At 45.2% G+C, this 6,864-nt stretch carries 6 protein-coding genes; all 6 read right to left on the reverse strand.

Translation table 11 applies throughout. The annotated features are described in order from the left end of the window. Window positions 1-265: 265 nt before the first annotated feature. The gene (locus tag ACUVJL_RS30190; RefSeq protein ID WP_445249208.1) at window positions 266-1,060 is read right to left on the reverse strand and encodes a hypothetical protein; all 795 of its coding nucleotides are present in this window, start codon (window positions 1,058-1,060) and stop codon (window positions 266-268) included. Continuing rightward, window positions 1,038-2,171: an AAA family ATPase gene (locus tag ACUVJL_RS30195; RefSeq protein ID WP_445249209.1), complete on the reverse strand. Its 1,134-nt coding sequence runs from the start codon at window positions 2,169-2,171 to the stop codon at window positions 1,038-1,040. The genes ACUVJL_RS30190 and ACUVJL_RS30195 overlap by 23 nt, the downstream gene beginning before the upstream one ends. Window positions 2,172-2,340: 169 nt before the next feature. Next, window positions 2,341-4,230: a hypothetical protein gene (locus tag ACUVJL_RS30200; RefSeq protein ID WP_445249210.1), complete on the reverse strand. Its 1,890-nt coding sequence runs from the start codon at window positions 4,228-4,230 to the stop codon at window positions 2,341-2,343. 288 nt (window positions 4,231-4,518) lie between these two features. After that, window positions 4,519-5,193 carry a nitroreductase family protein gene (locus ACUVJL_RS30205; protein WP_445249211.1) on the reverse strand — a complete coding sequence of 225 codons (675 nt, stop codon included), beginning with the start codon at window positions 5,191-5,193 and terminating at the stop codon, window positions 4,519-4,521. 250 nt (window positions 5,194-5,443) lie between these two features. Continuing rightward, window positions 5,444-6,427 carry a GntR family transcriptional regulator gene (locus tag ACUVJL_RS30210; RefSeq protein ID WP_445249212.1) on the reverse strand — a complete coding sequence of 328 codons (984 nt, stop codon included), beginning with the start codon at window positions 6,425-6,427 and terminating at the stop codon, window positions 5,444-5,446. Window positions 6,428-6,643: 216 nt separating this feature from the next. After that, a partial coding sequence (locus ACUVJL_RS30215) for an adenylate/guanylate cyclase domain-containing protein (protein WP_445249213.1) occupies window positions 6,644-6,864 on the reverse strand: 221 nt, incomplete at its 5' end.

Here is a 6,864-nt window from a genome sequence, read left to right on the forward strand (position 1 = left end):
GTGTCAGTCTGTGGAGCGACCGTAAGACCAGAACAGAGTAAATCTGTTAAGGCTGGTGCGAAATCCCCTAGGGGACGGAAGCAGAAACCTAAGTCGTGAGTCTTAGGAATCCCCGTGCGTTTACGCCGGGGTGGATGTCAACTTCACTCAAAGCAACCTTAATTTCACAGCGTAGCCGCAATGGGGGGCCGCCGTCAATGGATTTTAGATTTTAGATTTTAGATTTTAGATTTTGCTCCAACAACTCGGACACTCTCTCTGAAATTTATTCAGCAGATCCAATGATTGGAATTAATCGTGCCTCGATTTCCTTAATATAGGCTGTTAAGCCTGTATCAACACCTTTTTGTCGCAGATATTCCAGACTCGTCTCTTCCCAGCACTGTTGTTCGCGTTCCATTTTGCCACCTGTTAGCTTTTCGACAACTACTTTAGGATTTCTAATGCGATCGGGTTCTGTCAATGAGTTAGAGCGTAGTCTGTGTGACTCCTCGCAAGGATTAAATGTCAATTCGGTCGTTATCTCTTGAAGAATTTGTTTTTCCTGTTGATTAGATGGAATAAACCCATTCAAAACCCAAGCTTCCCGCATTCTGTCGGGTGTACCAATAACAATTTCTAATTTAGGTGGTCGATTAATGTGTTCTGAACGTGCTTGCTCAATTCCTTGTCTTCGTTCAGGTTGATTATCTAAATCTCGAATCAAGAGAAGTGCTTTAATGTTTCGTGTTTTTTGAAGATAATTGACTAAATTAATAATTTTGATAGTATTTGCTCCATCAGGTTGTAATGTTTTCTGGCGAGGCTTATTACGACGTAAAAATCTGGGTGGCTGAAATCCTGATTCTTTTTCACGCTCAATGATATGACTAATATTTTTCCAGCAAGAATGCTCTGTATTTTCTTCTAAACCACTCCAGTGAAATAGATGTTGCAGCATCTCAGGTTCTAACCAATCAATGTTTTCTACTAAAACGCGATCGGCTAATTTAGTAGCGGTTCGTGCATCTGCGCTACTTTCTACAATCACGACAAACTCAATCATTTCTTTCTCCTGCAACCACCCAATCTTCCCCCACCGAATCCCAAAATTCGCCAGTGGTTAAAGTTTGTTTTGCCCATTCTACATCAGGGTGTTCATCCAATCGTTTGCAACGAGTCACACCTGAATTGTTGTTACTTAATACGTGGACTTGAGAAGGAATAAGTTCATCGACAATGTAAGGAGAATGGGTCGAAAAAATGATTTGCAGGTTGCTGTTTTCTTGAATAATTTCCTTGAAAACAGCGATTAATTCTCGTTGAGCTGTTGAATGGAGTCCCTGTTCAACATCATCTAGTAATACTAAATTAGGTTGATTAGTATTCATCAAAACAGTCAATAATCCTAGAGTGAGCATTGTTCCTTCGCTAATAGCATGGGCTGGAATACGCTTACCAGTATTCATGTCTAGGACAACTTCTTGCCCTGCCATTTCCTGACTTTCTTCGTAGGAGATAGACTTTCCACCGACTTCGATTAAGCGTTGGCGATTCACCATAACTTTAGCTCGCCTTACCCCTACCTCGCGTACACCTGGTACAATCCGTTTCAACATTTCCTGTAAAGATTGAAATTTATCTGGAGCTTCGTTACGAAGATAGTCTAAGGTAGGTGCTAACCCGGAACCATCGAACTCAACTCGCGGTGTAATTGCATCACTGTAAGTTGCTTTAGCAAGATTACTGGCTACGAGCTTAAGATGAACTGCGTTTCTCAAAGATTGCTGAATTGGCTCTTCCGTAGTCATTAAGGAAGGTGCAGAGGTTACTTCATATTCCGGGTTTTTATTGGCATTCCATGATGCTCTAAACGCCCACCCATGATTAACGTCTACGCTCCAGTTATAGGAAGCTTTCCAATTATTTATATCTGGGTTTTTCCAAAAACCAGTTGCAGTAACAGACATATTATCTTGCCCAATTGTTGTAATAAATTGAGGCGCTATTTCATGCTGAAAAATATTTTCAAATGATGAATTAGCAAGCCGACTGAGATAATGCAATGCTTGCAACACTGATGTTTTACCAGAACTGTTTTGCCCTACGAGTGCGTGCAGGCGCGAACTATCAAAATTAAGTTTTGTATCTTTATGACTTTTGAAGTTATGAAGTTTGACCTTTTCTAGCATTTGATTGCTCACATCCTTTTATACAGTTTGATTGCCGAGCTTGTAGTGTGTGTTCGGATGTTCTAAGTTGTTAGCGCGCATTTAATTGCAACAATCATGTTTCTTGAAACAATGAGTGGGGCGTTGCTCCTAGCCCGCCCCAAAAACTAAAATTAAATGCCGTAACAGCTTACTTCGGTTCGTGACTCCCAATCCGCTTGCCTTCGGCATCGTACACCTGCAGCGGAATTTTGGAGTTTTCGGCGATCGCCTCCAAGGCTTTTTGCAATGTTTCAACGTGCTTTTCTACAGCTTCGCGAGTCTTAGTAGCGTTGTTATTTTCCGCTTGGATGAAAGTTTGTTGCAGTTTCTGCACGTAATTAGGAGTCATCTGCACAGCCATCAAATCTTTGCTAACAGTATAGTCGCAAATCTTGGGGTTGCCTTTACAAGTTCTATCTAAATCCGTCCGGGCTTTTTGCAGTGTTCTTTCTTCCTGTAACCGTACTTCTGCTTGCTGCAAGGAAGTTTTGTAGGAAGCGATCAGCGGTTGGGCTTTTTGGGAATATGAAGTTGCCGCCGGCACTTGCTCCGCGTAACTCAAAGCTCGGCGCCAGTATTCTGATGCTTTAAACCAGGCGTTTTTGCCCTCAAAAATTCGAGCTTCCGCTGCTAAAGTCACAGCTTGAGTATACGCATTTTCCGAAATTCCTTCAATATTTTTGCGATCGCGAGCTTCGGAAAGTTTGGTTTCGTATTTGGGAACTAACAGTTTAGCTTGTTGGTAAGATGCCGTGCCCGTGGGAATTTCTGATAGGATTGCGAGGGATTCTTCCCAACCTGCTTGCACTTGAGCCCAAGTCTTGGCTGTCTGAGCTACTGCTTCGCGAGCTTCTGCTATTTGGGCTGTATTTTTGGCGGCGAGCAGCGTTTTTTCGGCTTGTTTCTCTGTGCTTAACTGCCGATTTCCTGTTGCTAAATTCTTCCGGTATTCCTTCGCTTTTCTCTGAGCAAACGGATACACAGGGCTGTCTCTGGGGATTTCTCCGAGTTCGGCGATCGCACTTTGCCACAGAGCTTGCGCTTCCTGCCCGTTCTCGGCAGAATAAGGCGGATTTTTGGTTTTTTGGGCTGCTGACTGTGCCAGGCGCGCTGCATCGATCGCAGAGTTTAAATGCTGATTTTGCCCACGGTACTTTTCCAGGGCGCTTTGAGCTTCACCGCGATGAGTTGACCATGAGGGAATCGGTTCTAAAAGCGCGATCGCCTGTTTTAACTGTTGTTGCGCTTCTTCGGGGCTGCTGGCAACTTTTGACGTTTTCAGCGTCTTCGTCGAATTCTCGCTCAACTGTTTGGCATTAGCTAATGCAGGACATTCTCCGATGACGCAGGGGCGGTTCAGCAGATAATAACCGCCTGCCAAAACTAGCGCCGCGATGCTGACGATTCCAGCAGCAGCCAGCATCGCCAACGGTGAATGCTTGGGTTTTTGGGCAACTGTTACCGCTTCCATATCCAGCGGATTGAAGGGGTTGTCTGCAATATCTGTCGGTATTGCAGCTACCTTAAAGGCGATCGGATTGGAATTGCTGGAACTCTCAGACAAATCGGGAAAATATTCTTCACCCCCCGCGTCTTTAATATCCGTTCCTAACGGTATCTTTTCCTCTACATCCGCCGTCTGTGCCGCATTTTCTGTTAAAACTATCCCCGTTTCTGCTGCGGGGATAGTCTCGGTTTTTTTGAACAAATGCACTGTTTTGGGTCTTGACAAAACAGGGTGGTGCATGGTAAAAGAATGGAAAGCATAAGGCTGTTTTTGCCCGGTAATTTTTAGGCAAAGTCCAATCTGTTGAATAGCTTCCGGTTCAATTTCGAGAATTGCTGCTTCTAGCACCGCAAAAGTGGGTTTTGCTTTGAGAACTAAACTGCGCGGGTGTTCTCCCACAACCGTTAAAGATTCATCTCGAAAATCGCAACTAATATAAAGCGGTAAATTTTTTAATCCGGCTGCTTGCAAGTGCTGCTGCAACTTTACTTCGAGAATTTGTGCGTTGCTTTGGATCGTTGCTACTGTCATATTTTTTCCTCTCTCTGAACTCACCACTTTCGATTTTCGATTTTGAATTTTAGATTTGATATCATGTCCGATCGATTAACCATAATATCTCGGTCGGGGCGGGTTTTTGAGATGGGAGATTGTTGGCAGGTATTGTTGGCTCACGGGCCCCTACAAAAATCGCCGTCGCTCGACCGGACATGATTTGAGATTGCGGAACAGTCTGGCTTTTTGATTTGTTTGAACTTTGGCATCGATTCATGCCAAATCCTAACTCTTAAAATTAAAGTTGCTACAAAATCTCAACTCTCAAATCTCAACTTGCAACGCCTCTCCATAACTTTCGCTGTAATAAACTTGAGTCACGTCAAAACGCCCGCCATATTGTTTCAAAGGTTCTGCTGCATAACCAAGCGGCAGCAAACAGCAAACATCTACTTCTTCGGGAATTTGAAAGGCTTCTTTCACCTGAACGCTGACAAAACCTTCCATCGGACAACTGTCTACTCCAAAGCTTTTAGCTGCAATCATTAAGTGAGCTACTGCGAGCATTGTATGTCTGTTTGTCCAAGTTTCTAGGGACTCAAAGCAGGGACGGTTCTCGAACAATTGCGGGATTGCTTGTCGCATATAACCGGCTAAATTGTCATTCATTGCACCTGCGGCTTTGCCCAATTCGATGACGGCTTCGGTGTTTTCCTGCCCGGTGGCGCCTCGATCGCCACAACAAATTAATACTGTTGGGGCTTCTACCACTTGGCGCTGATTAAAGGCGCAAGTTTTTAATTTTTCCTTGCTAGCTGGGTCTTGAAGTACAATAAACCGCCAAGGCTGCAAGTTGAAACCCGAGGGCGATCGCACTCCCAACCGCAAAATCTCTGCCAATATTGCTGGGGGAATCGGATCGGGTTTGAAGCTGCGCGCGGCCCGGCGGCTTTCGATCGCGGTTTTAGCATTAATTGAAGGTTGGATTTCAATTGTCATGGATAATCGTAATGGGTAATTGGTAATTGGGAATTGGGTATCCGGTATCGGGTACTGGAAGTTGAAAGTTACAAGTTCAGTCCAGAACCCATAACCTAATTATTTAGGGTGCACCGTGGGCAGCTTGCGCCGATTAGGAATTGGGAATTGTACCAGTTCCCCAAAGAATGTAACTCTCAAGAATATCCCAACCATGATGCAGTCAGTCCTTCCCAATTTTTTAATCGAAAATCGAAAATCGAAAATCGTATCATCCCAAGCCCAACTCGCGCTTGAGCAAATTAATCGACTTAGAGCCGATGTAATTTTCGCAGCATACCAGTTGCGGCGGACGAATAATATCTTCTCTGGCCGCGTTAATGGCAGCTTTTACTGTAGCAAAACTCGGTTGGTCACAGAAAATTGTTCTCGCCGATCGCACGATCGAGTTAATCTTGTAGTCGTCTGAGAGCAAGGCCGTCATCACCAGCAAATCCTCTCCCCGGATGCTGTGGATGATGACTTGGGTCGATCGCAGCATTCCCGAACTCAGGCTGACAAGACCCAAATAACTGTCTTTCGGCAAACCCCCAACTAGCTGGATTTCCTGGCTGTAGTCGTAGATGTCTACGGGAATAACTCGCACCGCACGCGGTGCCGAAATCGATTCTGCGTCTCCGATAAAATATCGGCTGGTGATCACAGTTCCCGAAGAGATTTGGTCCAAAAAAGTACCTAGCTGTTCCATCGGCACTAACTGTATGGGAATGCGGAGAGCTTGTTCGAGTTCTTTCGCCATCAGCTCGCCCACGCCGATGTCTTCTGTGGGGGCTGTGACGACCACTCGGGCGCTGCACCTGAGCCGCCAGTCAATTTCGGCCAAAAATAATTCCCTGGCTTGGTTGAGCGTACAGCCCTGTCCCAGCAATTGATCTATACTTTCTTGGACTATTTTGTTGGCAAGGGGATATTCTTCGAGGATCGGGGATTTGTGTTTGCCGCCGCCTTCGTCGCCTTGACGGCGGACGTAAATGCCCGATCCTGGTTGGGCTTCTACCAGTCCGCTATTTTCGAGCTGTCGGTATACTTTGCTGATGGTGTTGCGGTGCAAACCCGTCTGCATGGCTAGCTGTCTGGTGCTCGGCAAGCGGTGCCCGGGCGGAAATTGTCGCGAGGCGATCACAAACCTGATTTGATTGAATAGTTGGGTGGATGCTGGAATTTCGCTATCTGTTTGAATATGAAATTGAACCATTATTAAAGGCTCCTAGGACTTCAACTTAGTATTTTTATAACGTCGAGTACCGCGCATAGGATTGCTCGGATATCTCTTTATATAGCATAATCTTATTTTGCTGGTCTGCAGCAGCCGTTATGCCAAGCGGGCGATCGCCTCGAAGACGCGATCGATCGCAGCCTCCGGAATTTCCCCCAACAATCAGGTAGATTCAAGTCTTAGTTTTATTTACTCTCAGATTTTGAGAGGGCTTGCTGTTTTTGGGCCCGTCAGGAAATAAGTCCGCATTTCCCCTTGACCTTTAATATCGATCGAGCCGCGCTCTTCAAATTCATATTTATCCCGCAGCAACTCATAAGTATAGAAGCTAACTTGAATGCGACCTGGTACGCCGTGAGATTCCATGCGGCTGGCTGTATTCACGGCATTTCCCCACAAATCGTAAATGAATTTTT

This window comes from Microcoleus sp. OTE_8_concoct_300, from assembly GCF_031383065.1.
Classification (GTDB): domain Bacteria; phylum Cyanobacteriota; class Cyanobacteriia; order Cyanobacteriales; family Microcoleaceae; genus Microcoleus.